The organism is Halomonas bluephagenesis, assembly GCF_054790765.1.
In genome coordinates, this window is the sequence record NZ_CP133631.1 from 3,701,162 (window position 1) to 3,726,200 (window position 25,039).

Annotated in this window: 24 protein-coding genes; 13 read left to right on the top strand and 11 right to left on the bottom strand. The window is 51.7% G+C overall.

Going from position 1 to position 25,039, the window contains the following annotated elements:
- Positions 1–45: 45 nt before the first annotated feature.
- The 8 genes from pepQ to REH51_RS16840 all read right to left on the bottom strand — a co-directional run bounded on the left by pepQ (position 46) and on the right by REH51_RS16840 (position 8,903).
- Positions 46–1,335 (bottom strand): Xaa-Pro dipeptidase, encoded by a 1,290-nt coding sequence (gene pepQ, locus REH51_RS16805; protein ID WP_498936395.1) that lies wholly within the window; start codon positions 1,333–1,335, stop codon positions 46–48.
- A gap of 84 nt (positions 1,336–1,419) precedes the next feature.
- Positions 1,420–2,331 (bottom strand): LysR family transcriptional regulator, encoded by a 912-nt coding sequence (locus tag REH51_RS16810; RefSeq protein ID WP_498936397.1) that lies wholly within the window; start codon positions 2,329–2,331, stop codon positions 1,420–1,422.
- Between the two features lie 49 nt (positions 2,332–2,380).
- Positions 2,381–3,454, bottom strand: coding sequence for an ABC transporter ATP-binding protein (locus REH51_RS16815; RefSeq protein WP_498936399.1), 1,074 nt, complete (start codon positions 3,452–3,454; stop codon positions 2,381–2,383).
- Positions 3,451–4,467, bottom strand: a complete 1,017-nt coding sequence (locus REH51_RS16820; RefSeq protein WP_009723547.1) for an ABC transporter ATP-binding protein — start codon at positions 4,465–4,467, stop codon at positions 3,451–3,453. The genes REH51_RS16815 and REH51_RS16820 overlap by 4 nt, the downstream gene beginning before the upstream one ends.
- A 7-nt stretch (positions 4,468–4,474) precedes the next feature.
- The gene (locus REH51_RS16825) at positions 4,475–5,419 is read right to left on the bottom strand and encodes an ABC transporter permease (protein WP_009723546.1); all 945 of its coding nucleotides are present in this window, start codon (positions 5,417–5,419) and stop codon (positions 4,475–4,477) included.
- Positions 5,416–6,465 (bottom strand): ABC transporter permease, encoded by a 1,050-nt coding sequence (locus REH51_RS16830; RefSeq protein ID WP_009723545.1) that lies wholly within the window; start codon positions 6,463–6,465, stop codon positions 5,416–5,418. The genes REH51_RS16825 and REH51_RS16830 overlap by 4 nt, the downstream gene beginning before the upstream one ends.
- Before the next feature lie 150 nt (positions 6,466–6,615).
- A complete protein-coding gene (locus tag REH51_RS16835; RefSeq protein WP_498936401.1) occupies positions 6,616–8,187 on the bottom strand; it encodes an ABC transporter substrate-binding protein in 1,572 nt (523 codons plus the stop codon).
- 329 nt (positions 8,188–8,516) lie between these two features.
- Positions 8,517–8,903: a glutaredoxin family protein gene (locus tag REH51_RS16840; RefSeq protein ID WP_009723543.1), complete on the bottom strand. Its 387-nt coding sequence runs from the start codon at positions 8,901–8,903 to the stop codon at positions 8,517–8,519.
- A 242-nt stretch (positions 8,904–9,145) separates the two neighbouring features.
- Between REH51_RS16840 and mpl the strand changes: the two genes are divergently transcribed.
- From mpl to REH51_RS16855, 3 genes are read left to right on the top strand one after another with little or no spacing between them, the layout of a single operon-like run.
- Complete coding sequence (gene mpl / locus REH51_RS16845) at positions 9,146–10,531, top strand: UDP-N-acetylmuramate:L-alanyl-gamma-D-glutamyl-meso-diaminopimelate ligase (protein WP_009723542.1); 1,386 nt, start codon at positions 9,146–9,148, stop codon at positions 10,529–10,531.
- The gene (locus REH51_RS16850; RefSeq protein WP_009723541.1) at positions 10,528–11,193 is read left to right on the top strand and encodes a flavin prenyltransferase UbiX; all 666 of its coding nucleotides are present in this window, start codon (positions 10,528–10,530) and stop codon (positions 11,191–11,193) included. Before mpl ends, REH51_RS16850 begins: the two co-directional genes overlap by 4 nt.
- 2 nt (positions 11,194–11,195) lie before the next feature.
- Positions 11,196–11,819 (top strand): LysE family translocator, encoded by a 624-nt coding sequence (locus REH51_RS16855; RefSeq protein WP_186004651.1) that lies wholly within the window; start codon positions 11,196–11,198, stop codon positions 11,817–11,819.
- Positions 11,820–11,847: 28 nt separating this feature from the next.
- Here the strand turns inward: REH51_RS16855 and REH51_RS16860 are convergent, their stop codons facing one another.
- From REH51_RS16860 to REH51_RS16870, 3 genes are read right to left on the bottom strand one after another with little or no spacing between them, the layout of a single operon-like run.
- On the bottom strand, positions 11,848–13,239 hold the full coding sequence (locus REH51_RS16860; protein WP_498936403.1) for a VTT domain-containing protein: 1,392 nt from the start codon (positions 13,237–13,239) through the stop codon (positions 11,848–11,850).
- Between the two features lie 27 nt (positions 13,240–13,266).
- Positions 13,267–14,199 (bottom strand): diguanylate cyclase domain-containing protein, encoded by a 933-nt coding sequence (locus REH51_RS16865; RefSeq protein ID WP_009723538.1) that lies wholly within the window; start codon positions 14,197–14,199, stop codon positions 13,267–13,269.
- Positions 14,192–15,049, bottom strand: coding sequence for a hypothetical protein (locus tag REH51_RS16870; RefSeq protein WP_009723537.1), 858 nt, complete (start codon positions 15,047–15,049; stop codon positions 14,192–14,194). Before REH51_RS16870 ends, REH51_RS16865 begins: the two co-directional genes overlap by 8 nt.
- A gap of 186 nt (positions 15,050–15,235) precedes the next feature.
- Here REH51_RS16870 and REH51_RS16875 point away from each other — a divergent pair, with 186 nt between their 5' ends.
- The 10 genes from REH51_RS16875 (at position 15,236) to REH51_RS16920 (ending at position 25,037) form a co-directional block, all read left to right on the top strand.
- On the top strand, positions 15,236–16,543 hold the full coding sequence (locus REH51_RS16875; protein WP_009723535.1) for a glutamate-5-semialdehyde dehydrogenase: 1,308 nt from the start codon (positions 15,236–15,238) through the stop codon (positions 16,541–16,543).
- Positions 16,544–16,554: 11 nt separating this feature from the next.
- Complete coding sequence (nadD, locus tag REH51_RS16880) at positions 16,555–17,199, top strand: nicotinate-nucleotide adenylyltransferase (RefSeq protein WP_009723534.1); 645 nt, start codon at positions 16,555–16,557, stop codon at positions 17,197–17,199.
- A gap of 107 nt (positions 17,200–17,306) precedes the next feature.
- Positions 17,307–17,693, top strand: coding sequence for a ribosome silencing factor (rsfS, locus tag REH51_RS16885; protein ID WP_009723533.1), 387 nt, complete (start codon positions 17,307–17,309; stop codon positions 17,691–17,693).
- Positions 17,690–18,157 (top strand): 23S rRNA (pseudouridine(1915)-N(3))-methyltransferase RlmH, encoded by a 468-nt coding sequence (gene rlmH, locus REH51_RS16890; protein WP_009723532.1) that lies wholly within the window; start codon positions 17,690–17,692, stop codon positions 18,155–18,157. The genes rsfS and rlmH overlap by 4 nt, the downstream gene beginning before the upstream one ends.
- A gap of 35 nt (positions 18,158–18,192) precedes the next feature.
- On the top strand, positions 18,193–20,100 hold the full coding sequence (gene mrdA, locus REH51_RS16895; RefSeq protein ID WP_009723531.1) for a penicillin-binding protein 2: 1,908 nt from the start codon (positions 18,193–18,195) through the stop codon (positions 20,098–20,100).
- A complete protein-coding gene (gene rodA / locus REH51_RS16900) occupies positions 20,100–21,263 on the top strand; it encodes a rod shape-determining protein RodA (RefSeq protein WP_498936405.1) in 1,164 nt (387 codons plus the stop codon). The genes mrdA and rodA overlap by 1 nt, the downstream gene beginning before the upstream one ends.
- A 47-nt stretch (positions 21,264–21,310) precedes the next feature.
- Positions 21,311–22,327, top strand: coding sequence for a lytic murein transglycosylase B (mltB, locus tag REH51_RS16905; RefSeq protein ID WP_009723529.1), 1,017 nt, complete (start codon positions 21,311–21,313; stop codon positions 22,325–22,327).
- 2 nt (positions 22,328–22,329) lie between these two features.
- Positions 22,330–23,334 carry a septal ring lytic transglycosylase RlpA family protein gene (locus REH51_RS16910; protein ID WP_009723528.1) on the top strand — a complete coding sequence of 335 codons (1,005 nt, stop codon included), beginning with the start codon at positions 22,330–22,332 and terminating at the stop codon, positions 23,332–23,334.
- 69 nt (positions 23,335–23,403) lie between these two features.
- A complete protein-coding gene (locus REH51_RS16915; protein WP_498936407.1) occupies positions 23,404–24,603 on the top strand; it encodes a D-alanyl-D-alanine carboxypeptidase family protein in 1,200 nt (399 codons plus the stop codon).
- Between the two features lie 122 nt (positions 24,604–24,725).
- Complete coding sequence (locus REH51_RS16920; protein ID WP_009723526.1) at positions 24,726–25,037, top strand: HP0495 family protein; 312 nt, start codon at positions 24,726–24,728, stop codon at positions 25,035–25,037.
- Positions 25,038–25,039 lie beyond the last annotated feature (2 nt).

Below are 25,039 nucleotides of genomic sequence, written 5' to 3' on the forward strand. Positions count from 1 at the left end.
TCGCCCGGCCCGGGGAATTAATCCTCGGGCCGGGCGTTTTGCTTATCAGGGGGTCAAGTTTTTGAAGCCACTCTCTGTGACGACAACGTTATCTTCAATACGGATGCCGCCACAGTTGGCTAACGAATCAACGGCTCTCCAGTTAATCGGCAGTGCCTTGTCGCGCAATGGTTTCAGCAACATAGGGATATAGTAGAATCCAGGCTCTATGGTTACTACCATGCCTGGGCGCAGTGTACGGGTTAAACGTAGCGCTGGGTGTTGTTCAGGAGCAGGTGAGGGCGTTCCGTCTGGATGACGAAGCCCTGCCACATCATGAACCTGTAGCCCCAACGAATGCCCTAATCCGTGTGGGCAAAAGGCCCGCGTAATCCCCTCATCAACTGCCTGTTCTGCACTACCCTGAAAAAGATCATTGGCAATAAGAATATCTGCCAACAAACGATGCATTTGCTCATGTAGCGCAATGAACTCCACGCCTGGAGCAACGCTTCCGACAAGCGTGTCTTTTAACTGGTGGATACCGTCAATTAAATCGCGATAGAGGGCTGGCGCGTCAGGACCTGCATAAGTGCGTGTAATGTCAGCGCAGTAGCCGCGAAAACGGCGACCAGCGTCAACCAGTAGGCTATGTCGTTGCGTGGGACTTTTTAGGCCATAGTGTTGGTAATGCAAGACACCTGCATGTTCATTTAGCCCAATGATGTTCTGATAGGGGACATCGGATTCACGCTGTCTGCTGGCAGCCAGGTAGGCCAGTTGAATATCTAACTCCGCCGACGCGCCAATAAAAGCCGCCTGTGCGGCTTGATGACCTGCCATGGCGAGTCGGTTAGCTTCGCTCAAACAAGCAATTTCATAAGCAGTCTTGAACATGCGCAGTTCGTCTAGAGCCTTAACCAGCGGTTCGGGCTGGTACTGTGCGTCTAATGCGAGGCACGTGGTGGCCTCAATATCGCCGATCACGGCAGCGCGACCGGCTAACGTTGGCATGGGTTTTTCACTACATAGATGAATATCAAACTCAGTCACCCATGGCTCTTCAGGAAGGCGAGTAGGCAAATGCCAGAAATCTGCCGGCGCATACAAGTACAACTGCGGGCGCTTGCCTGGTTGAATCACCAGCCAACTGTGCTGGATATCGGCCATGCCCACCCAGTGCATAAAGTGGCCGTATGTCTGGAAGGTTGGCGTTTGGTCGTCGCCAAAGTGAGGGTCGGTGTGACCGCTATAGATAGCCAAGCTATCGAGACGGTGACTGGCTAACAGGTCTGAATAAGCTTGCTGTAAATGCGCTAGGTGTTCGCGCTGCAGTTTAAACAAAGAAGCTGACATTCAAGTAGTGTCCTTTTTTCAATGACGGCTCGGCCATGAACTCTGATGACGGTAACAAGTCGGGTAATAGCCTTAACTGTTGGCTTAATTGCGCAGCGGAGCGAGCTCACTCCACAGGCTATCCAGCTCTGCGTGATGCTGGTTTTGGTGGCGATATAGTCGCAGCTCCATCGGGACATCCCAGCGGCTATCGCCTGCTCTGATTAATGTTCCGTTGGATAGCTCAGCGGCTATGTTGCGTTCAGGTAGCCAGCTCATGCCATAGCCGAGAAGCACCAGCTCTTTAATACCTGCCGCATAGAGATTTTCACTTTGCGCCATGAGGTAGGTGCTCTGCGGTAGGCGAGCGAGATGCGCCTTTACCGCTGAACCCAATAGGCCCCGCTTTGGATAGGCCAGCCAAGGCGCGGGGTGCTGCCGTGAGCCGGGCAGCAACGCGCAAGGTGTGCCGTTCGCGTCCAAGCCAGTGACAGGAATCAAGCGCTCGTGGCCAATGACTCGATACGTACAGGCACTGGTATCGATGTCTAAATCGCAACGCCCGATTGGCCAATAGCAAATAGCGAGATCGCACTCTGCTCGGCCAAGCGCTTGAAAATAATCGCTCGCCACCCAGCCAGTCGCTCGTAAGTACGGCTGTATACGCTCTTGCCAACCCGTAGAGGCAAGCCACTCCGGCAAAAACTGTGGAAGTAAGCTCTGCGGAGCAGCCACCATGATGCGGCGCTGCTGTCCGGCGCTGATTTCTCGCACGCGGTCACGTGTTAAACGCACGCGATCGGTTACCTGCTCGCAAAGCGTCAGGAACTCCTCTCCCGCTGGGGTTAGCGAAAGCGGCAATGTCTGCCGGTTGATCAGCGTCACGCCCATCTCTTCCTCCAGCAACTTAATGCGCCGTGAAAAGGTGGGCTGTGTGACGTGCTGATCATCTGCTGCGCGAGAGAAGTGCCGCGTTCTGGCCAGGGCAATAAAGTCTTCTAGCCAGCGAATTTCCATGTCTTACCTCGCAGTGCTGCCAAACGTGATGCTGTTGCTGAAACTGACGTCATAGGCGGGCTTCTTCAACAGCGTGGCACGCAACGCGAGTGCCGTCATCCTGGGTTTGCAGGATAGGAATTTCCTGGTGGCAGCGGGCGTTGGCATAGGGGCAACGGCCATGGAATACGCAGCCGCTCGGTAAGTTGACTGGTGTCGGCACTTCGCCGGTAAGACGAATATGCTGGGGCCGGTCATCCTTCAGGCGTGGAATTGCCGAGAGCAGCGCCTGGGTATAGGGGTGGCGCGGTTTAGCGAACAGCGTCGCTGTCGTTGCCACTTCACAAACTGTACCTAAATACATCACCGCTACACGAGTGCCAAAGTGCTCTACAACCGCTAAATCGTGGGTGATGAATAGATAAGTCAGGTTACGCGCTTGTTGCGCCTCCATCAGCAGGTTGAGCACTTGTGCCTGAATGGATACATCCAGTGCCGAAATGGGTTCGTCGGCAACAATAAACTCAGGATCGACGGCTAGGGCGCGTGCTATGGCGATACGCTGGCGCTGGCCACCTGAAAACTCGTGCCCAAAACGCTTGCCCCAGTCGGGGTCAATCCCCACTGAACCCATGACGTCCTGAACCTTGTCGAGTATCTTTTCACGGTTCCAGTCTGGGTGGTGCAAGCGCAGCGGTTCTTCCAGCGTTTGCTGGATCGTCATCCGAGGATTAAGCGATGCATAAGGATTTTGGAAAATCATCTGCATGCGCTTGCGATAAGGCAATAGCTGGCGGGAACTTAAGTTGTCGATCCTCTGCCCGTCATAGCGAATTTCGCCCTCGGTGGGCGTGAGTAACCCCATGACTGTTCTGGCAACAGTGGATTTACCGCAGCCAGATTCACCAACCACGCAGAGCGCTTCGCCGCGTTTTATATCGAGGTTAACGCCGTTAATAGCGTGTACATGCTCTTGGTGACGAACCAGCTTGCCGCCTTTAAAGCGCAACTGATCCAAAAAATCCCCTGATAATGAAAAACGCTTTTTTAGGCCACGAATTTGCAGTAGCGATTCGCTGCTCTCTTCATTTTGAGTGTGCGACGTACTGTGTATTGTACTGTGCATTTCTCCCTGAGCACTCATCGTGTTTCCTCCTTCAGGCGACGGTCTTCAAGCATTTCAGCCACCATATGGCAGGCGACACGGCAATTGCCGGATTCGACAAATTCAGGCACTTGCTGGGTGCAGGCAGGGCGTGGTTGACCATCTGCTCTATTGATGAAGTCGCAGCGCGGATGAAACGCGCAGCCGCTAGGCAAGTTAGAGAGTGACGGCATGCTGCCGCGGATTTGATTGAGCTTTTCGCCGGGCGTCGCCATTTGCGGTAACGCGTTGATCAGCCCTTGGGTATAGGGGTGCTGCGGATCATTGATAATTTCCCGCGTGGGGCCTTGTTCAATAACACGACCAGCATACATAACCAGCATACGCTGAGTGACCTGACTCACGACACCCAAGTCGTGAGTGATAAGAATCAGGCCCACGTTGTGCTGTTCGCATAGCTCAAGAAGGAGCGCCATGATTTCCGCTTGGATGGTCACGTCCAAGGCGGTGGTCGGTTCATCAGCAATGATAATGTCGGGGTCGAGCAGTAGGGCGATGGCGATAATAATGCGCTGGCGCATACCACCAGAAAGCTCGTGGGGGTATTGATCCAAGCGTGTCTCTGGCGACGGAATCTGAACTTGGCGCAACTTATCCAGAGAGATGGCGCGTGCTTCTTTGGTGGAGATACGTCGGTGCGCTTTTAGGCACTCGACCATCTGCTCACCAATCGAGAGTACGGGGTTTAGCGTCATCATTGGGTCTTGGAAAATCATCGAGATGCGATTGCCGCGTACTTTGCGCAGACCGCGCTCGGACATGGTATTAAGTGTCTGACCTTCAAACTTAATGCTGCCACCGGCTATAAAGCCGGGCTTGGCAATCAGATTAAGTAGTGAGAAGGCGGCCACGGATTTACCCGCGCCAGACTCGCCTACGATGCCTAAGCGCTCGCCGCGCTCCAGGGTGAAATTGACATCGCGAAGAGCGCGCACTTCACCTTGGCGAAGTGCAAAACGTACGTCGAGTTGAGAGACTTCAAGTAGCGCCATGGTGTCCTCAGCCTTTATAGAGTCGTGGGTTCATGACATCGCGCAGCCAATCGCCCAATAGATTGATAGACAGCACCAGCACAATGAGTACCGCACCAGGAATCAGGGTGATCCACCAAGAGCCTGACTGAATATAGTCAAAGCCGGCTTTAATCAGCGATCCAAGAGAAGGGTGGGTTTCTGGCATCCCGAGGCCTAGGAATGACAGTGCCGCCTCAGAAATAATGGCGTTGGCAATTTGCACCGTTGAGATAACAAAAATCGGAGACATGGTGTTCGGCAGCACATGGCGAAACATAATACGTTTGCTGCGTAGGCCCATCACTCGTGCAGCATCGACGTACTCTTTGTTTTTCTCAGCTAACACCGAAGCGCGCACCGTGCGTGCGTACTGAGGCCACTCAGCTAGCCCGATAATTAAAATCAGCATGAGCACGGCATATTGGCTGTAAAACGCGCTACCCATGGTGGCTTTCACCAGAGCACCCACCACGATAGCGACCATTAGTGTAGAAAAGGACAGCTGGATATCGGCTAAGCGCATCAAAAAAGCATCGACGCGGCCACCTAAGTAGCCTGCCATTAGGCCGAACGTTACGCCGAGCAGCGCTTGAAGTATGACAGCGCCAAAACCAATTAGTAGCGATACGCGTGTGCCGTAGAGAATAATCGACCATAAATCGCGTCCCTGGGCATCGGTGCCTAAGCTGTAACGCTCATCAGCACCATCAATCCAAAAAGGCGGTAATTCGGACGACATAATGTCGATTTGTGCGAGGTCATAAGGATTGGTGGGGGCTAGCAAAGGCGCTGAAAACGCCGCAATGACTAGGCAAATAAATACCGCGAGACACAGTTGGGCCGTGCGATCGCGCTTAAAGCTGTACCATAAATAGGAATCACGCAGGCGTTCCCAACGGCTGGGTGCCATCGTTGTTGTAGGCGTTGTCATGCGGGCTTACCTGTCAGTTTTACGGTGGGGTTCACGAAGCCGTAGATCAAATCCACAATGGTGTTCGTCACCACGAAAATGACGCCGACAATCATCAAGTAAGTAACAATTAGCGGTATATCGGCTCGGTTAATAGCATCAAGGAACATCAGTCCCATGCCCGGCCATTGGAAAACAGTTTCGGTCAAAATGGTGTAAGCCACCATGGTGCCGATCTGTACGCCGCCAACGGTGATAACCGGCAGCATGGTGTTTTTAAGCGCGTGAACAAAGTAAACACGTCGCATTGAAATGCCTTTCGCTCGGGCGTACTTCACATACTCTGACTGCAGCACTTCCATCATTTCTGCGCGAATCAGGCGGATAAACAGCGGCAACATAATGGAGGCGAGTGAAATAGCGGGTAGTACCAAATGCTGTAAGCCATTCCACGTGGCTAAGTTGGTGTCCCAGTGGCCTACCACATGCACTAAGTCATAGCCACGGCCAAACGATGGCATATTACCTTCTGTCGACAGCAGGCTATTTAACCAAGCTCCCCAGCTGGTACTTTCAGGAAACAGGGTGATAGTGATCCCAATCGAGAAAATCTGAATCAATAAAATGGCGGTCAAAAACACCGGTATCGAAATACCAATAATTGAGGCGCCCATAAAAAAACGTGATATAGGAGAGCGAGGTTTTATCGCGCTATAAACGCCGATTGGTACGGAAAAAAGCACAATAATGAGCGTGGCGGCAAACACCAGTTCGAGCGTTGCAGGCAAATGCCGAGCAATTACTTCCAGCGCAGGTTCGCGGTAGAAATAGGAGTACCCAAAATCGCCTTGCACCGCATTTTTAGCAAAGCGTACATACTGAACTAAAAACGAATCATTTAAGCCTAAGCGCTCGCGAATAGCTTCACGTTCACTTTCGGGGACCGACTGTCCGACCATCTGTTGTACAGGGTCACCCAGGTTATCCTGGATGGCGAAGGCCAGTACACTGATGACAAACATCACCAATATCGCGTGCATCAGGCGCTTGATTAGAAAAGCAATCATGGCGTACGCCACCTATGTCATAGGTTTAATAGAGAATTAATGGCAAGTAAGGGCGAAGCCTGTGATGAGGCTGTTACCACATAAAATGCTTCGTCCCCCAGGGTTATGGGGAACGAAGCATCCTTGCACGTGTAAAAATAAGCGTGGAAATTAGCGATTAATTACCAGATCACCTAGATAGGGGAAGTCAATGGCGTTAACGATTGGTTCGATATCTATGCCGTCAGCAGCGCCATAGGCGAGATTTTGCCAATGCAACATGATGTAGCCTACGTCTTCATAGAGCATGGCTTCCGCTTCACGCAGCATTTCATTGCGTTTTTCTAAATCAGTTTCGCTATCTGCCGCAGTAACAAGCGCGTCAATTTCTTCGTTGCAATACCTGCCGTAGTTGTATTGACCAACGCCGGTCTCTTCATCAATGCAGAAAGAGAGATACTGGAAGAAGTTAGCGGTGTCTTCGGTGTCCGCATGCCAGCCAATCATTGCAATGTCAGATTCGCGAGTATCGTATTCGGGCCAGTACTGAGCAAGCGGCATCGTGCGCAGGTTAACATTAATGTTGATCTGCGCCAGCATGTTAGCCACTGCTTGAGCGATCTGAGCATCGTTCACGTAGCGGTTATTCGGCGCGATCATGTCAACGCTGAACCCTTCCTCGTAGCCCGCTTCTGCCATCAGCTCTTTGGCGCGTTCAATGTCATAACGTGGCACTAAGTCAGGGTTGTGGCCAGAGTAGCCTTCTGGAGAGAACTGGCCCGCTGGCGTGGCGAAACCACGCATCAATCGGTCGGCAATACCTTCTTGGTTAATCGCCAAATCAACAGCTTGGCGAACCCGTGCATCCTGGAAGGCTTCAACGCGTTCTTCATTCATTTGGAAGCCAATGATGCGTGTGCCGTCCACTTCTACGAGATTGGCGTTATCGGCTTTGCGAACACGATCCAGGTCGTTAGGTGGCACCGCATCGATAAAGTCAACGCCGCCTGACAGTAGTGCCGCCACGCGTGAGGCATTTTCAGCAATGGGCGTCAGGACAATTTTAGAAACGTTACCTTCGCTGTCGGTATCCCAGTAATCCTCAAAGCGTTCAAAATCAACGCGGACACCTTGACGGCGTTCAGTGATAATAAATGGGCCAGTGCCTGAGACATTTCGCGATGCAAATGAGTTGCCCGCTTTTACGATTTCAGCTTTTTCATTGCCGCTTTCGGTTTCACCCGTGTAGAACTCGCTATCCATGGGGAAGATGTAAGTTGCAAGGTTCAGCAGTAGCGGGTAGGGCTCAGTGGTTGTAATTTCGACAGTGTAATCGTCAACTGCTTCAGCACCTGCGACGGGCTCAAAAATAGCGCGATAATCCGGGCTCTCTTTCAGACGTTCAATCGTCCATACCACATCTTTGGCGGTAAATTCGTTACCTGAGTGGAAGGTGACACCTTCACGCAGGGTCATGCGTGTCGTCGTTTCGTCTACCTGTTCCCATTCAGTCGCCAGACGCGGCTCAAACTGAAAATCTTTTGTCCAACGTACCAGCGGGTCAAACGCTAAGTGCGAAAGGCGCAGCATGCCGCCAGATAACTGCTCATGGATATCGAGGGTTTCAGGGTCGGCAGAGTAACCAATGCGCAGGGTTTCAGCACTTGCGGTCATCGGTAGCATCGTCGTGCCCGCAACCACAGCACCAATGACAGAAGCCAGTAGCGTTTTCTTAAACGTCATAATGTTTCCCTTTGTATTGTTTATTGTTCACTTTACTGGCCAAACCTAGCGTGTTTAAAAACCAATTGCGTTTGAAAACTAGGTGCGTTTGAAAAACCAGTAAAACAGACACGGTCAGCTTGTAAGCTGTTCTAACAGCATTGTGTTCTCTATAAACATAGAGAGTGCGGGTTGCGTCATACAATCGAAATAATGAGAGGTATCATTCATCTGCTGAATGACAGGGCTGGTAACGGCCTCAAAAGATAGGGGCGTTAGACGAAGGTGGGGTGCAGTGGGCGCCGCTATTCGGCTTTTCAACTCCATAGCGGCAACTGTATAAGTGTGTTCTAAGCGAAATGTTGGTGTAACCAGCGGTTAATGGCATCTGACTCGTAGAGCCACTCTTCCCGGCCGTCTTCATGGTTAATTTTTAAGCACGGAACTTTAACTTTGCCACCGCCTTCTTGAAGCGCTTTTTTATGGTCAGGGTCTAGCTGAGCGTCGCGTAATTCGATATTGAGTCCCAGTCGCGCGATTTCTTTACGTACTTTGATGCAGAAAGGACATGTGCGGAACTGATAGAGGGCTAGGTGTTCACAGGCGGCATCGACCTTAGCTTGCTCTTCCTCGGTACGCTCTACAGATTTAGGGGTTGAAAGCTTCTCTGAGATCAACATGACGGGGGCTAGAATAAGGCGGACACCTCTGAAGAAATAGCGAATCAAAACGCGCATTGTAAGCTCCCTCGGCAACGCTGAGATTGGTCAGCGGTTGGATGTGTGTGAATGATCATCTTTAAAAGATCATGAGCAAAAAGTTAGCCGCATCCTGCATCAAACTGGGCGTTTTGTCACTTCTGAACGAGCTTTGGCTCTAGTTTTAAAGCCAAGACCTGCCTTGAACTAGATGAGCAAGTTAACGTTGCATGCTAGTCTCAGCAGCTTAGTTAACTGGTTAAGTAAGGAGCGCTTCACCTATGCGTCTGCATATTATGGGTATCTGCGGCACTTTTATGGGGAGCCTGGCTCTGCTAGCGCGGGAGTTAGGGCATCAGGTGAGCGGCTCAGATACGAATGTGTATCCTCCCATGAGCACCCAGTTAGAAGAGGCGGGGATAACCCTGATGGAGGGATATCGCGCCGAAAATCTTGCTGATCAGCCTGCACTTGTCATTGTGGGAAATGCGTTATCTCGGGGTAACCCCGAAGTCGAGGCGCTGCTAAATAGCGGTTTGTCCTATACCTCAGGCGCTCAGTGGCTGGCTGAACATGTACTGCCTGGCAGGCAAGTCATTGCCGTTGCAGGTACTCACGGTAAGACCACCACTGCCAGCCTTTTAGCATGGTTATTGGAAAGCGCTGGCTTTACGCCTGGATTTTTAATTGGTGGTGTGCCGCGTAATTTTGGTGTGTCGGCACGCTTAGGTCATCACGATAGCCCGTTTATTGTAGAGGCTGACGAGTACGATACGGCGTTTTTTGACAAGCGCTCTAAGTTTGTTCACTACCGCCCCCAGATTGCGGTGATGAACAACTTAGAGTTTGACCATGCCGATATATTCCCTGACCTTGCTGCGATTGAGCGCCAGTTCCACCATTTGGTACGAACCGTGCCGAGCCGAGGTTGCTTGTTAGTTGCTGATCAACAGCCTGCGCTGGAACGTGTTTTAGAAATGGGAGTATGGTCGCCGGTCGAGCATTTCGGCACATTAGAGAACAGCGAGTGGCAATTGCGTTTGGAACGCTCTGATGGCAGCCGCTTTCAGGTGCTCCACATTGGGGTAGAGGGCGAAGAGGACGGCGTAGTCGAGTGGGCGTTAACCGGTGAGCACAACGCGCGTAATGCGCTTGCGGCACTTGCCGCTGCGAGCCGTTGTGGTGTGAATCTTGCTCGCGCTTGCGCTGCGCTTTCTCGTTTTAAAACACCCCGTCGCCGTCAGGAAGTCCTCGGGGAAGTGGACGGAGTGCAAGTCATCGATGACTTTGCCCACCATCCAACAGCGATTGCGGCCACCTTAAAAGGGCTGCGTGCAGCCACCACCAAAGGGCGTTTGCTGGCGGTGATTGAGCCACGCTCCAATACCATGCGTTTAGGCGCACTGCGTGCTCGACTGAATGAGAGCGTTGCCGATGCGGATGCCGTGTTCTGGTTTCAACCGGCAGGGCTTGACTGGTCAATGGAAGCGTTAGTGGCTGAACAAGGCAAGCGCGCTGAACTATTTAGCGATATCGATGCGCTCGTGCAAGCGGTTGTGACTCAAGCGTCACCACTAGACCGTATTGTTGTGATGTCTAATGGCGGTTTTGAAGGAGTTCATCAGCGCCTGTTGAGCGCGCTATCTGCCAAGGAGCAAGCTGAGTGACAGACTTTAAACCGCCGGTAACAGTGGCGCTGACAGGTGCTTCGGGCGCGCAGTATGGCCTGCGCTTGATCGACGTATTAGTGGCTGCAGGTCATGAAGTGTGGGTAATGATTTCCAAAGCAGCGCATATGGTCATTGCCACTGAGACAGATGTGTCGTTACCTGCTCAGCCTAAACGCTTAGTCGAGGCACTCACCGAGCAGAGTGGCGCTAAGCCCGGTCAAATCCGCTGTTTTGGTCGTGAAGACTGGATGGCACCCGTCGCATCAGGTTCTGGCGCCCCCTCTGCGATGGTGATTTGCCCCTGCTCTACAGGCACGCTTTCAGCAGTCGCAACTGGCGCGAGCAATAACTTAATTGAGCGTGCCGCCGACGTCGCTATCAAAGAGCGACGGACGTTAGTCATGGTGCCACGTGAAAGCCCCTTTTCACCCATTCACCTAGAGCACATGCTGGCGCTAAGCCGCTTGGGAGTGGTGATTTTGCCTGCGGCTCCCGGTTTTTATCATCGCCCGGAACGAATAGAAGATTTAATCGACTTTGTGGTTGCCCGGATACTCAACCAGTTAGGCATTACCCACCGCCTTGTACCGCGTTGGGGTGAAGGGTATGAAACCACGTCTAGCGATGCAGATAACGATGTAAACAATACGGAAGAGTAATGATGATGTCATGGGCGACGCTGTCGGTGTTTGTACCCACGTTTTTGTTCGTTTCCCTAACGCCGGGGATGTGTATGACGTTGGCGATGGTGCTGGGAATGACCCAGGGAGTGAAGCGAACGCTGTGGATGATGATAGGCGAGCTAATTGGCGTTGGCATCGTTGCGGCCGCCGCGGGTGCTGGTGTGGCAGCGTTAATGCTGCGTCAGCCAGAGCTGTTCATTGCGTTTAAGTGGGTGGGCGGCGCGTACTTGGCTTATTTGGGCATTATGATGTGGCGCTCTAGGGGGCGTATGGCTATCCCTGACGAGCTTAATGCTGGGCCAGCCGCTGGGCGGGTACAGCTGGCTACTCAGGGGTTAGTCACGGCAGTGGCCAACCCCAAGGGGTGGGCCTTTTTTATGGTGCTGCTGCCACCGTTTTTAGATGGCAGTCGGCCACTAGCGCCTCAGCTTACCCTTCTTATTGCGGTTATTTTAGTGATCGAGTTTGCCAGCATGCTGGTGTACGCCACTGGGGGGAAAACGCTGCGTAACGTGCTAGGCAAAAGCGGCAATGTACGGTTGCTTAACCGTATTGCAGGGACACTAATGATTGGGGTGGGTGTCTGGCTGGCACTGGGGTAGCGTCGAATTGCTAAGTAGCGCCGAGTTGCTAAACAGGTGGTAGCAGGATAACACGCAGGCCTACCAGCACGATGGTGGCTGCTATTAGTCTGCCCCACGGGCAACGAGGTAAGGGAGTTCTAACGCTTCGCTGCCAATTCAGCCGAACGAGGGCGCATACTAGCAGGCCCAAGAGGGCGCCGCCGATGAGATCACTTAGCCAATGAACGCCTAATATTAAGCGCGATAACGCCATCGGCGTGACCAGTATAATGGCTAGCCAATAAAACCAAACGCGTTGTTTGCGGTGCAACCCGGCTGCAATGAACGCAGCTGCTAGCCCAGCAACGACAACTGCCGTGGAGGTGTGTGCGCTTGGGTATGAAAATGAGCCAGCCAGATAGTCTGGTGTTTCTGGCCGTACACGCCCAAAAACCATCTTTCCCATTGTGTTGAGCAGCGCAACACCACCGATGGCAAACGCCCAATGGCTAAGAGCATCCATGCGCTTGTGGTGTATCAGCCAAACTGCCAAAGGCAAAAGTAGGGCGGTAACCCCAAGTGAGTCGCCTATTTTGGCCAAGCTCAAGCTGACTAACTGAAGTGGCTCATTGGTTAACCAGCTAACCAGCCGCTGCGCTTGTAGGTCAATCGCCAGTGGGCCTTGATGGTTCATTACCAGCAGTGTCCAGGCTGAGACACTTGCCAACGTGATCACAAATAACAGTAACGAGGCTAGCGGCACTTCATCATTAAGGCTCATTGAGAGCCAGGAACGACGCATAAAAGGGACACGACGAATAAGGCGTGCTGTTGCCAAGTAGATAAAGCCATGGCGCCCAACCTGAGCTCTTCCCCAGGAAAAAACCACCGCAAGCACGACGATGCTGGCGCCTAATGTAATGATTGCCGTTTCAATGTTTTGGGGGAGATTGAGGTGCTGTTGCCAGGTTCTTCCTAGTAAGTAGCCAGGCAGCACATAAGCGGGTGCCCACAGGGCGGCGGAAGTGATATTAGCCCACAAAAATGTGCGTTTTGGCATCCGCATCATGCCTGCAATAAGCGGAATAATGGGACGGACTGGCCCTACGAATCGGCCAATAAATACTGAATGGATACCATAACGTTCAAAAAAAAGTACGCCGCGTTCAAGCCATTCTGGATGGATGGATAACGGCCAGCGGTTGGTGACCTGTTCGCGGTGGTGATAGCCGAGCAGGTAGCTAATGCTATCCCCCAAAATGGCGCCTAGTAACGCAGCGCCGGTTAGCCATGGTAGGGCAATGGCTTCATGCCCCGCCAAAGACGCGGCTGCGGTGATTAACACAACGCCTGGAACCAATAAGCCAACCAACGCAAGGGATTCAAGCAGTGAAATTAGCGCAACCATCAGTAGTAACATGGCTGGTGAGAGCGACAGGGCAAAAAGCGTATCAGCCATGACGAGTACTGCTCCATTTTATAAGCATCAAGCGATAGATAATGCCTTCGCACGTGCTTCCAAGCGATTTATGTAGCGTTCAAAACTTTCATTTCGGCACGGCAGGCAAACAGCAATACGGGTTTCTAATTGCCCCGTTTCCACTAGAACACGTTGTGATAATGCGCGTTGCAGCCGCTCGCGCACCAACATAGCACCGCTTTCGCTTGTGTCAGGCAACACCAACCAGAATGTGGCGTTGTCTGCTCGGCCTAATAGGTCGTGGTCACGGCAACGGCTATTCACTTCGTTACAGAGAGCGCCCAAAAGAGCCGTTTGAGCGCGTGAACCAAATTGCTCTTCCGCCATATCAAGTTGGGGTAAATGCATTACTAATACCGCCAAGCGCTTGTTGAGCATCGCTGCGCGTAGAAATTCATTATGCAGGCGCTCTTTTAGCGTATCGATATGGTAAGCATTGCAATCATTGTCGTTTGGATCCGTCGCCCTTAACAATGCTCGCTGACGTGCGTGTTCCCATGGTGGTAAGGCGAGCAGCAGAATGAGAGCGGTATAAGCAATAATCATCTCTGCGGATGTGCCATTGTGGTTGGTTAACAGCCACCACAAGGGGCCGGAAAATGTAGTTAGCAATAAAGCGCTCGATAGCGGGAGCAAAAAAAATGCAGCAGCCGTGGGCAGTCCAATCCAAATAGTCGAGATGCTAGGGTGGTTATAGAAAGCGGACAGGGTAATGACATAACTACTACCCAGTAAAATAGCGCGAGGAAGAGCAGGGTTTAACGCCTGACTTTGGTGCATTAATAACGCCGCGAGTAGCAGCAGTGCCACAAACATCGGCACTAACAAGTCGTGATAATTTCCCATCCCATAAAGCCAGAACGTGTACCCTGCTACTAAGATAACGCTGGCAGTGTAGGCAAAGGTCATCAGGTGTCTGTGCAGCGGTTGGTCAATCATCGTTATTTTCCCGTTGTAGAGGCGGGAGCTGGGCTAGCGCCTCGACGGACAGACCTGATAGTTCTATGTCCATTAGCGGCAGGTGATGGGAGTGCTGTTTTTCTGGGAGGCCGGCACAGAGAAGCTTGCGGCGGTGAGCGGCTTCCTTTGGATTATGCGACAGCATTAAGGCGGCAAGCGTCTGACTGTTTAAGCGATAAACGTGTTCGAAGCTGTATGTGAGGTTGCACAATTTTTGCGCCGACGACCAAAGCTGATGACGTTTTACTTGGATAATGAATAACTCTGCATAGATGGCTTCACGTTCAGAGCGGGTTTGTTCGCGACTTAGGTCTCTTAGTAGTTGGCCGCTTGGCCATAGATTAAGACCGGGAATAAGCCGAAGACGTTTGCGAATCGAGCCATTAATATCGATTAACTGGCACGCTTTGGCACTGGACAGCACGCCCAGTGTCATCAGAGTAGCCAAAAGCAGTAGCCCTTCGGGTAAGGTGAGAAGAGGGGCGATTAATAACCAGCTAAGTAGCGCAGCGCACGCGTTGAAAGCAGCTACCCAGCGTTTCTGGGGAAGCATAAACATTGCCGCCCAAGCCCATATTAAAAAGCTATGACGTTCTGGAGCTGCGGCAATAAGAGACAATAGCAGCGTCCCGGTGAGCACTTGCCAAGGTAGGCCTTTAGAACGGCGGTGGCTAAAATCGAGTAATAACGCAGTAACGAAAAGCCAGCCTACCGACAACCAAAGCGCCAGCGCAGCCACTGGCTGTGCCGTATATGTCCAGAGTGCTAATACTACTGCCGCTGCAAATAGATTGGCTCTTAGTAGGCGTATTTTGTACTTGCTTTGCATGGTGGCTTACTATTCACCTTTAATTCGGGATTGCCCATGGAACACTTTGACTAGGCGTGGGCGTCTAAATGTAGTCACTAACAGCGTCAGTATAACGCCCTAATGGCGTAACATACTGCCAAACACCTAGTACCACTACCATAGAATGCAACTTGCCTTGCATACGCGATAACACAGGGAGAAAGTATGAGCGGTTCAAACGCACGCCAAAACGTAGCCCTACAGCAATTAGCTGCGGGGGATGTGCCCGCTTATATCCAGGTGCTCGGTCAAGGCGCTCGGGCAGCTGCTAGAGAGTTGCGTCGTGCTGATACGGGATTGAAAAATCGTGCGCTTGAGGCAATGGCATTACGCCTTGCGGCATCTAGACAATTAATATTAGAGGCTAATGCGCTTGACTTACAGCGTGGTAAAGAAACCGGCTTAGACAATGCGTTGCTAGATCGTCTGGCACTTAACGATGCGCGAATTGATGCCATGATCGAAGGTCTTCATCAAGTGGCTGCCTTGCCAGATCCTGTCGGCGAGATTGACGATATGCGCTATCGCCCGAGCGGGATTCAAGTTGGCAAAATGCGCGTGCCGCTTGGGGTTATTGGCATTATTTACGAATCTCGCCCCAACGTTACCCTTGAGGCAGCAAGCTTGTGCTTAAAATCCGGTAATGCCTGCTTGCTACGCGGGGGATCTGAAGCCAGTGCGTCAAATGCTGCAATTAGTAGTTGTATACAGGAAGGATTAGCCGATGTTGGCTTGCCGCCTGAGTCAGTACAGGTCGTTGCCACCACTGATCGAGCTGCGGTGGGGGCAATGATTAGCATGCCTGACTATGTTGACGTCATTATTCCAAGAGGGGGAAAGTCACTGATCGAGCGCATCTCCCGCGAGGCAACGGTGCCGGTTATTAAACACCTTGATGGCGTTTGTCATGTTTACATCGATACCACGGCAGACCCCGCTAAAGCGATGGCCATCGCGGTAAACGCGAAAACGCATCGTTATGGCACCTGCAATACGATGGAAACGCTACTGGTGGATGCGCCAATTGCCGATATTGTGCTGCCAGAGTTGGCTCGTGCCTACGCCGAGCACAGTGTAGAGCTACGTGGTTGCGAGCGCACACGGGCGTTGCTGCCCCAGGCAACGTTGGCCACTGAAGAAGACTGGAGTGCTGAGTACCTTGCGCCTATTTTAGCGATTAAAGTCGTCGATGGTATGGATGAGGCGATCCAACATATCGAACAATACGGCTCTCATCATACCGATGCCATTGTGACTCAAGACATCAGTCTAGCGAGACGCTTCATGGCAGAGGTCGACTCGAGTTCAGTCATCGTGAATGCATCTACGCGTTTTGCTGATGGCTTCGAGTATGGGCTGGGAGCCGAAATAGGTATCTCAACCGATAAGCTGCATGCACGAGGGCCTGTTGGATTAGAAGGGCTCACAACGCAAAAATATGTAGTGTTTGGGGATGGGCAAGTCAGGCAATGAGTTCAACATCCATGCGAATAGGTATGCTGGGAGGTACCTTTGATCCTGTGCATCTGGGGCATTTACGAAGCGCCGTTGAGGTTCGTGAAGCCCTTGGGCTTGATCGTCTGCACATGATTCCTGCGCCTCAGCCGCCTCTGCGTGATACGCCTCAGGTGTCGCCGGAGCAGCGTTTTGAGTTGTTGACGTTAGGTATTAGCGACACACCAGGGGTGGTGGCAGATGATCGTGAGCTACGCCGAGAAGGGCCTTCTTATAGCGTGGATACGCTTGCCGAGCTGCGGCAAGCGTATGGCGATAGCGCTTCTCTAGTGATGATTATCGGGTTCGATGCTTTCCTGCGGTTAGCCAAATGGCACAAAGCCAAGCAGATATTCTCCTTGGCGCACCTCGTGGTGATCGCTCGACCTGGCTATAACGCTCCTTGGCCTGAAGCGTTAAGGGAACTGGTGGGTGATCGTGAAGTCGATAGTGTAGATGAACTGATGCAATGCCCGAATGGCAATGTTCTTACGCTGGCCTTGCCTTCCATGATGGCGATTTCGGCTACTTATATAAGAGAGCGTTTGAAAATGGGCAAAAGCGTTCGTTACCTACTGCCTGAGGCAGTTGAAGAAGCCATTCTGCATTATGGTTTCTATCATTCTAGCGAATAGCGCTGGCAGTCAGGAAAGAAGCCGTTACAATGGCCGGCTTATTGACTGAATATCACTGAGCTCGTTTTTGCTGAGCTTACGACAACAAGGGGTTGCCTTTAGGAGCCATGCACATCGATACACTTAAAAATCTAGCGGTTGATGCCCTAGAAGAGCTTAAAGCACGAGATATTACGCAACTAGATGTTTCCAAGCTGACAGAAGTTACTGACTTGATGCTGATCGCCAGTGGTACGTCTACTCGCCACGTGGCTGCTTTAGCGCAAAACGTTGTGGAAAAAGCCAAAGCGTCAGGCCTTTCGCCCCGTGGTGTTGAAGGTGGCGATAACGCTGACTGGGTGCTGGTAGATCTGGGTGATGTGGTTGTCCATATTATGTTGCCTGAAGCGCGAGCGCTCTACGATCTTGAGCGTTTATGGGCAGACTTGCCCAATGATGCTGGAGCCATTAGTGAGTCGCTCAAGCGGTTTGAAGAGCGAGCCACGATGTCATGAAGATCCGGCTGTTAGCGGTGGGCACCAAAATGCCTGCGTGGGTTGAAGAGGGCATTGAGACCTACCGCAAACGGCTACCTCGAGATTTCACGCTTGAAATCGAAGAGATTCCACTGGGTCAGCGTGGTAAAAATGCTGATATAGCAAAGGCGCGTGCGCAAGAAGCGCAGCGTATACGCGACAAGCTACGTGGTGACGAGTATATCGTGGCACTTGAGGTTAAGGGTAAAACCTGGAGTACCGAGCAACTTGCTGACGAGGCTGACGCCTGGCGTATGTTGGGCAAAGATATCGTGCTATTGGTGGGAGGGCCTGATGGCTTAGAGCCATCCCTTTCAGCAATGGCTGATAAAGCGTGGTCTTTATCACCGCTCACGTTACCGCACCCACTAGTACGCATAATGCTGGCTGAGCAGCTTTACCGGGCGTGGACCCTGCTAGTAGGCCACCCCTATCATCGATAATTGCTTTTTGTCTGATTTGAGAGTCATCGTTACCCATGCCTAAGCGCCGTGACACGCTTAAAAACCCTGAGCAAGAATTGCGTATTTTTCGTGTCAGGGCGCTGCTTGCCGTCTTAGTGGTGGTTATTTTGACGGGGTTGTTGACTGGGCGATTAGCATACTTGCAGATCGTTCAGCACGACTTATACAGTACCCGCTCCGAAAAAAACCGTGTTCGTGTTGAGCCGTTACCCCCCAACCGAGGGTTAATCTACGACCGCAATGGTGTCCTCCTCGCCGAAAATCGTCCTACCTATAACCTCACTTTGGTACGCGAACGCGTTGATGATTTAGATGAAACGTTAGCACTGCTAGTTGAGCTTCTCGACTTGCCTGAAGAAGATATTGAAGCGTTCAATGTTCGTTCGCGGCAACGCCAACGCCCGTTTCAGCCCGCGCTTTTAATGAGTGATTTGAGTGAAGATCAAATCGCAAGGCTAGCGGTGAATCGACATCGCCTGCCAGGGGTTGAAGTAGAAGCACAATTACTCCGCTACTACCCTGATGCTGAAATGATGGCGCATGCGTTGGGTTACGTAGGGCGTATCAACGCAGAAGAGATGCAAACTCTAGATGCTGGGCGATATGCAGGGACACACTTTATCGGTAAAACGGGTGTTGAGCGTTTTTACGAGACGGAGCTGCACGGGCAAGCCGGGCTGCGCAAAGTAGAAACGAATGCACGCGGGCGTGTGCTTAGAGAACTTGGCCGTACTGATCCGGTGCCGGGGGGAAACCTTACGTTAACGCTTGATAAGTCAATGCAAATGCTGGCTTACGAATTGTTAGCTGGAAGGCGCGGCTCTATCGTCGCTATCGTGCCTGGCACGGGAGAAATTCTCGCTATGGTATCGACACCTGGCTTTGATAGTAATCAGTTTGTTACGGGAATTGACGTCGCTTCCTATCGAGGCTTGCAGGAAAATATCGACCTACCGTTATTTAATCGGGCAATTCGCGGTCATTATCCGCCTGGTTCCACGATTAAGCCTTTTTTAGCGCTGGCGGGATTAGTTGAAGGGGTGATCACCCCCGATAGCACGATTAGCGACCCAGGTTTCTATCAATTACCCAATGACTCTCGCCGTTATCGCAATTGGTTGCGCTGGGGGCATGGCCGGGTAGATATGGAGCGTTCGATCGCTGTTTCAAACAATACCTACTATTACACCCTAGCCCATGACCTGGGTATCGATAACCTGCATGAACAAATGTCTAATTTTGGTTTTGGTCGGCGTGTTGCTCATGATGTGCAGGGTGAAAGTACTGGCCTGATGCCGTCTCGTGATTGGAAGCGAGCGCGATTCAATCAGCCTTGGTATCCCGGTGAAACACTCTCGGTAGGTATTGGTCAGGGCTACTGGCAGGTAACTCCGCTACAGCTGGCTAGCGCAACCGCTACATTGGCTAACCGTGGTCATTGGGTAAAGCCGCGTATTGCGTTAGAGATAGGCGACGTGCCCTTGGCACAGGACTTGCCGGATACGCTGCCTGATATTCAGCTGGATAATGAAAATTGGTGGAATCGTGTCTTCAGTGGTATGGAAAAAGTTATCAGTGGTAACGAAGGCACGGCGCGGCGAACGGGGGTGGGGCTAGAGTATCGTATGGGTGGAAAATCAGGCACTGCCCAGGTGTTCTCGCTTGGGCAGGATCAGCGCTATAACGCCGATGAGCTTGAGGAGCGCTTGCGCGATCATGCTCTTTTTATGGCGTTTGCACCGCTTGAAGACCCACAAATTGCGGTATCAGTGATTGTTGAAAATGCTGGCGGCGGTAGTACCCACGCTGCCCACTTGGCGCGCGCGATGACTGATGCATGGCTGTTAAATGATGATGCGCCGGATGTTGAAGAGGTTAAGGAAGTATTGGAAGAAGATACTGCCAACGTGGAGGGCAATTAATGAGGTCATGGCAACCCCTCTCCCGCCCGTTACGCCGTTACCCAGTGCGCCCGCCAGATAGCGGTATCGCCAGACGCAAAAGCATCTGGGAGCGAGTTCATCTTGATCCATGGTTGCTAGGTTTTCTGCTGTTGCTGATGGGAGGTGGGTTGTTAGTGCTTTACAGCGCCTCTGGGCAGCGTATTGATACCGTCATTGCTCAGGCCATTCGATTTGGTGTTGCCATCGTGGTGATGGTGGTTATTGCTCAATTATCGCCTTCCACGTTTCTGCGCTGGGCTCCCTTGGCTTACGGCGTGGGGCTGGCAATGTTACTGGCAGGTGAGATCGCTGGTGATGTGGGTATGGGGGCAAAGCGGTGGCTTGAAATACCGGGTGTTATTCGCTTTCAGCCATCTGAAATGATGAAATTAGCGGTGCCGTTAATGGTTGCCGCTTATCTGAATCGTTGCCAATTACCGCCGCGTTTCAGGCATATTTTGGTATGTGCGGTGATAATCGGTTTGCCGGTGGTGCTTACCGCTATTCAACCGGATCTTGGTACATCGCTTTTAGTGGCCAGTGCGGCGGTCATTGTTGTGCTCCTGGCAGGCTTGTCCTGGCGCTTAATTGGTTTAGTGGGTGCCTTAATAGCGGCAGGGCTTCCTGTTCTATGGATGAACATGCACAACTATCAGCGTCAACGGGTTTTAACGTTCCTGGATCCGGATAGCGACCCTTTAGGGTCGGGTTGGAATATTATTCAATCGACGACGGCTATAGGTAGCGGTGGCTTATGGGGGAAGGGGTGGTTAGAAGGTACCCAGTCTCAATTAGAGTTCCTACCTGAGCGCCATACGGACTTTATTATTGCCGTGTTAGGTGAAGAGTTTGGTCTGGTAGGAATGCTGGTGCTGCTGTCCCTATATGTCATGATTGTGGGGCGAGGCCTTTGGTTAGCGACTTCTTCTCAGGACACCTTTGGTCGGCTATTTGCAGGCAGTATTATTCTGACGTTTTTTATATATGTGTTCGTCAATGTCGGCATGGTGAGTGGTATTTTGCCCGTTGTTGGCGTACCGCTGCCGCTGGTGAGCTATGGCGGGACTTCCAGCGTGACCTTACTGGCAGGGTTCGGTATTCTCATGTCAATACATGCCCATCGGCGGTTGTTACCGCGATAATATCGAATGGATAAGTGGCGGTGCTTTTTCACAGGAGTGGTGAGTTAATGAACTGGGTCCGAAATAAAGTAGGCGGCTGCGTGGCAGCTGTTTTAATGGCGTGTTCTTACACGGTTGCGTGGGCTGACGACGCGTCGCCTTTTGATCCGCAGCAGCACGAAGGTACTCAACAGTTAGTTGACGAGTTGGCAGCGCAAGGAATTTCTCGACAATGGCTAACAGATACCCTGAATCAAGCCAACTATAGCCAGTCTGTTTTGGACGCTATGGAAGGCGCGGCTGAACGTCGCTTACGTTGGCATGAGTATCGCGATATATTCTTAACGCAGCAACGTATTGAGGAAGGCGCTGAATTCATCAATGAGTATGAGGATGCACTTGCCCGGGCTGAAGAGGAGTATGGTGTTCCCCCAGAAGTTATTGCTGCCATTATTGGCGTTGAAACCTATTACGGTAAGCATAAAGGGCGCCATCGGGTACTAGACTCATTAGCAACCTTAGCGTTCTATCATCCCGTCCGTGGTGGCTTTTTTCGAGGCGAGCTGGCGGCTTTCTTGAAAATTGCTCATGAGCAAGGCGTTGAAGCTGACGAGCTTTATGGCTCGTATGCTGGCGCAATGGGATATCCCCAGTTTATTCCCACTAGTTATCAAGCATATGCTGTTGATTTTGACGGCGATGGTAAACGAGATTTATGGGAAAATCCGGTTGATGCCATTGGCAGCGTGGCGAATTACTTTGCTGTCCATGGTTGGCAGCGTGACGGGGCAATTTATCACGAGGCCGTTGGCCCTGAGTTAGCGCCTGAAACGCTTTCAATTAATCAAACAAGTAAGCCCGTTGTGACTGCGTCTGAAGCAATCGAGGCCGGTATTGAACCACAGAGTACGCTTGATCCAGAGTTACTTGTGGTGCCTTTAAGGCTCGAACTTGCCGATGAAAGTATCCAGTATCGCTTGGGTGAATATAACTTTTACGTTATTACCCGCTATAACCACAGCCATCTCTATGCAATGGCGGTGGCCGAGCTATCGGAAGCCATTGAGCGGCAGGTTGAGGGCTAAACATGAGAACAGTGCTGTCTGAGGCTCGCTGTATTGGTGGTGCGGTGGTCATCATGGCGTTGGTTAGCGGTTGTGCCGGCCATGAAGCTAAACAAAGTAGCGCCAGCGTGAACCAGCCAGCTAGCGGGCCTACTACTGCGACAAATGCGAGTGGAACGACCGGCAGTGGAGCGAGTGGTAACGTGCAAAGCAGTAGTCCGTCGACGGGGGAGCGCTATGCAATGACTGGCGATGCGTATCCGCTAGAGCCGCCGGATGTGAGCAAAGTGCCAAACGCTGAGCCCCGTGTAGAACCGCTATCACGTGCCGGTAATCGCTCCACTTATGAAGTGTGGGGTGAAACCTACCATGTGCTGCCGGATGCAGCAGGCTACGTGAAGCAGGGAACGGCCTCTTGGTACGGTGAAAAATTTCATGGTTATGCCACATCAAACGGTGAAATTTATGACATGTATAAAATGTCTGCTGCTCACCGTTCATTGCCACTACCAACATTTGCCCGAGTCACCAGTTTAGATAGTGGTCAATCTGTTATCGTGCGCGTCAATGATCGAGGCCCTTTTCATAGTGACCGTGAAATTGATCTTTCCTACGCTGCGGCTGCACGGTTAGGCTTTTTAGATAATGGTACTGGTGCCGTCCGGGTTGAGGCCATTGAGCCTGCACAATGGCTGGCGCAGCAGGGGAGGAGCAGCAGTCATGGAGCAGCCGGTGCGGTTTCTTCGACGTTCCCTGCTGTAGATGCACGGTCTGTTCGAGATATTCCTGATCAGCGACCAATGGCAACGGGGGACGCGATTTATCTACAAATTGCGGCATTGGGCAGTGAAGAAGGAGCCCAACAGTTGCAGCAGCGCTTGGTCAGTGAGCTACCACATAAAGTGCGGGTGATGAGTGATACAGATGTGCATCGTGTGCAAGTCGGGCCTGTAAGCCCTGCGCAGGAAACCCAAGCGCGAGAAGAACTCCGTCGGGCGGGCTTCCCACAAGTGTTTATCGTGAGATAGTTCACCCCATTTATTAGCTAAAATAACGTGCTTCGTTGACGTTTTTTTCTTTGTTGTGAGAAGTAAGAGATGAATGTATTGATGTCTATTCGCCGTACCGCCGGGCTTTGTTTGTTTGCGGTTTTTGCCGTGGTGGCTTCCCCGGCTGGGGCTCAAGTGACCCCCCAGCCGCAAACGATTATTCCCTCCGCTCCTCAGCTAGCGGCCAGCTCATGGATTTTGATGGATGCCAACAGCGGTCGTATTCTTGCCGAGCATAATTCTGATGAACGCTTGCCGCCAGCGAGTCTGACTAAGCTCATGACCGCTTATTTGGTAGAGCGTGAGTTAGACCGAGGCACCATTAGCCTGACGGATATGATCAATATTAGTGAAAAAGCTTGGCGCACCGGCGGCTCCAAGATGTTCATTGAGGTGGGGGATCGAGTCTCTGTCGACGATCTGCTGCATGGTATTATTATTGTTTCGGGTAATGACGCTAGTGTGGCAATGGCAGAGCACCTTGCTGGTGGCGAAACGCCATTTGCCGATTTGATGAATCAGCACGCTACGCGCTTGGGAATGAACAATACTAATTTCCAAAATGCGACGGGCCTGCCTGGTGACAATCACTATTCAACAGCTCGTGATATGGCGCTGTTATCTCAGCATATTATTAACGATTACCCCGAGCATTACGCTATTTACTCTCAGCGTAACTTCGCTTTTGGTGGTATCGATCAGCCAAACCGTAACCGTTTGCTATGGCGTGACCCGAGTGTCGATGGCTTGAAGACCGGTTGGACAACGGAAGCAGGTTACTGCCTTGTCTCCTCGGCTCAGCGCGATGGCATGCGCTTAATTTCAGTCGTGATGGGTACTAGCTCAGAAGAAGCAAGGGCGCAGGAAACACAGAAGCTTCTTAGCTACGGCTTCCGTTTCTATGAAACGATGAAACTCTATGAGCGTGGTGCAGTGCTTGCAACTCCACGTGTCTGGGGCGGCGATAGTAATGAGCTGCGTGTTGGTGTTGACGGCGAAGTGTTCATGACCCTTCCACGTAACCGTAATGAAGAGTTGCGCGCTCGCTTGAACCTAGATGGTGATCTTCAAGCGCCGGTTGCTGTGGGTGACGATGTAGGTACGTTAGAAGTGTATTTAGGTGAAGAAATGGTCGGCGAGCGTCAACTAGTGGCTCTTGAAAATGTTGAAGAGGGCGGTTTGTTTAAACGACTATTTGACCAAGTAAGGCGTTTCTTCAGTGGTTTGATCAGCAACTTCACCGATTAATAGTAGCGAACGAACTTAAGCGCAGGATTTTCAGCATTTTGCGCTTAAGCTACTAATCTTATAAGGCAGTGCTGCATCCGTATTCTGAACAGAAGTAACTATATTCCGTGTAAAGGCGAGCTATGAAAAAAGGCGCGAAAAATGGGCTAAGAGATTTACGTCAGCCTGAGGTAAACGAGCCACCTAAAATCACCTTTCCCTGTGATTACTCACTGAAAGTTGTTGGCGATGCCGCTGAGGATTTTCCAGCCTGTGTGTGCCAGGTGATTGTCAAACATTCCCCGGATTTTGATGAGACGTCACTTCAAGTTGTCGATAGCCGTAATGGCCGCTTCCAATCAGTGCGTGTCACTATTGTTGCCACTAGCGAGCAGCAAATACGCCAGTTATTCGATGATCTGAAAGCTACAGGTCGCGTACACATGGTGGTATGACC

What these genes read in the sequence shown, in the direction of transcription:
- pepQ (WP_498936395.1), bottom strand. Translation starts at nt 1,335, where the DNA reads ATGTCAGCTTCTTTGTTTAAACTGCAGCGCGAACACCTAGCGCATTTA.
- REH51_RS16810 (WP_498936397.1), bottom strand. Translation starts at nt 2,331, where the DNA reads ATGGAAATTCGCTGGCTAGAAGACTTTATTGCCCTGGCCAGAACGCGG.
- REH51_RS16815 (WP_498936399.1), bottom strand. Translation starts at nt 3,454, where the DNA reads ATGAGTGCTCAGGGAGAAATGCACAGTACAATACACAGTACGTCGCAC.
- REH51_RS16820 (WP_009723547.1), bottom strand. Translation starts at nt 4,467, where the DNA reads ATGGCGCTACTTGAAGTCTCTCAACTCGACGTACGTTTTGCACTTCGC.
- REH51_RS16825 (WP_009723546.1), bottom strand. Translation starts at nt 5,419, where the DNA reads ATGACAACGCCTACAACAACGATGGCACCCAGCCGTTGGGAACGCCTG.
- REH51_RS16830 (WP_009723545.1), bottom strand. Translation starts at nt 6,465, where the DNA reads ATGATTGCTTTTCTAATCAAGCGCCTGATGCACGCGATATTGGTGATG.
- REH51_RS16835 (WP_498936401.1), bottom strand. Translation starts at nt 8,187, where the DNA reads ATGACGTTTAAGAAAACGCTACTGGCTTCTGTCATTGGTGCTGTGGTT.
- REH51_RS16840 (WP_009723543.1), bottom strand. Translation starts at nt 8,903, where the DNA reads ATGCGCGTTTTGATTCGCTATTTCTTCAGAGGTGTCCGCCTTATTCTA.
- mpl (WP_009723542.1), top strand. Translation starts at nt 9,146, where the DNA reads ATGCGTCTGCATATTATGGGTATCTGCGGCACTTTTATGGGGAGCCTG.
- REH51_RS16855 (WP_186004651.1), top strand. Translation starts at nt 11,196, where the DNA reads ATGATGTCATGGGCGACGCTGTCGGTGTTTGTACCCACGTTTTTGTTC.
- REH51_RS16860 (WP_498936403.1), bottom strand. Translation starts at nt 13,239, where the DNA reads ATGGCTGATACGCTTTTTGCCCTGTCGCTCTCACCAGCCATGTTACTA.
- REH51_RS16865 (WP_009723538.1), bottom strand. Translation starts at nt 14,199, where the DNA reads ATGATTGACCAACCGCTGCACAGACACCTGATGACCTTTGCCTACACT.
- REH51_RS16870 (WP_009723537.1), bottom strand. Translation starts at nt 15,049, where the DNA reads ATGCAAAGCAAGTACAAAATACGCCTACTAAGAGCCAATCTATTTGCA.
- REH51_RS16875 (WP_009723535.1), top strand. Translation starts at nt 15,236, where the DNA reads ATGAGCGGTTCAAACGCACGCCAAAACGTAGCCCTACAGCAATTAGCT.
- nadD (WP_009723534.1), top strand. Translation starts at nt 16,555, where the DNA reads ATGCGAATAGGTATGCTGGGAGGTACCTTTGATCCTGTGCATCTGGGG.
- rsfS (WP_009723533.1), top strand. Translation starts at nt 17,307, where the DNA reads ATGCACATCGATACACTTAAAAATCTAGCGGTTGATGCCCTAGAAGAG.
- rlmH (WP_009723532.1), top strand. Translation starts at nt 17,690, where the DNA reads ATGAAGATCCGGCTGTTAGCGGTGGGCACCAAAATGCCTGCGTGGGTT.
- mrdA (WP_009723531.1), top strand. Translation starts at nt 18,193, where the DNA reads ATGCCTAAGCGCCGTGACACGCTTAAAAACCCTGAGCAAGAATTGCGT.
- rodA (WP_498936405.1), top strand. Translation starts at nt 20,100, where the DNA reads ATGAGGTCATGGCAACCCCTCTCCCGCCCGTTACGCCGTTACCCAGTG.
- mltB (WP_009723529.1), top strand. Translation starts at nt 21,311, where the DNA reads ATGAACTGGGTCCGAAATAAAGTAGGCGGCTGCGTGGCAGCTGTTTTA.
- REH51_RS16910 (WP_009723528.1), top strand. Translation starts at nt 22,330, where the DNA reads ATGAGAACAGTGCTGTCTGAGGCTCGCTGTATTGGTGGTGCGGTGGTC.
- REH51_RS16915 (WP_498936407.1), top strand. Translation starts at nt 23,404, where the DNA reads ATGAATGTATTGATGTCTATTCGCCGTACCGCCGGGCTTTGTTTGTTT.
- REH51_RS16920 (WP_009723526.1), top strand. Translation starts at nt 24,726, where the DNA reads ATGAAAAAAGGCGCGAAAAATGGGCTAAGAGATTTACGTCAGCCTGAG.